This is a genomic window from Streptomyces sp. TRM68416 (assembly GCF_014596915.1).
In the GTDB taxonomy this organism is placed as follows: Bacteria; Actinomycetota; Actinomycetes; order Streptomycetales; family Streptomycetaceae; genus Streptomyces.
On sequence record NZ_JACVWU010000086.1, the window covers coordinates 1 to 791 of the forward strand.

1 protein-coding gene is annotated in these 791 nt (G+C 69.8%); it reads right to left on the minus strand.

Annotation, left to right across the window (positions count from 1 at the left end; all coding sequences use genetic code 11):
- Position 1 precedes the first annotated feature (1 nt).
- A partial coding sequence (locus tag ICC28_RS40030) for a tetratricopeptide repeat protein (RefSeq protein ID WP_223190810.1) occupies positions 2 to 791 on the minus strand: 790 nt, incomplete at its 5' end.

A 791-nucleotide genomic window follows, 5' to 3' on the forward strand; every position in this document is an offset into this window, starting at 1 on the left:
GTCACTTCTGTGCCGCGAGGACGCGGTCGAGGTCGGTCTGGGCGCTCGTGTCTCCGGCCGCGATGGCCTTGCGGTACCACTCCTCGGCGGTACTGAGGTTCTTGGTGACGCCGAGACCCTCCTCGTACAGACGGCCGATGGCCGTCATCGCCGGCGCTCCGACATGGTCGGCACGTTCCGCCGCCTTGGTGTACAGCTCCAGGGCCTTGGCGTAGTCCTGGGTGACCCCGGCCCCGGCCACGTACAGGTCCCCGAGGGCGACCATGCTGCTGATGTCGCCCCGGTCCACACCCGTCCGGTAGTACTCGGCACCCTTGGCAGGGTCCTTCGTCACGCCCAGGCCTTCGGTGTAGATCTGCCCGACGTAGCGGGGCGCCTTCATGTCACCGGCCTCGGTGGCCTTCTTGAGCAGGATCAGCGCCTGGCCGTAGTCCTTTTCGGTGCACTGTCCGTCGAGGTAGAGGATGCCCAGGACCCTCTGGCCGCGGGAATCACCGCCGTCCGCAGCTACCTTGGCCCACGCCAGCGCGGTGGCGTAGTCGCCCCGGCCCCAGGCCCCCTCGGCCTGCATACCCGCGTCCGCGGCGGAGACGCCGCTGGTGTCGACGGCCGAAGCGGTGCTGCACGTCATGGCGCTCGCGGACGGTGAAACGCTCGCGTTCGCCGAGGCGGTGGCCGCCTCTGCGGTGCTCGTAGCGGCCGGGGTGGACGTGGGAGCGCAGCCGGTCAGGGCGAGGGCGGCAACGAGGGTGGCGCTCACCAGACCGGATCGCGTGAGTCTCTTCTTCATC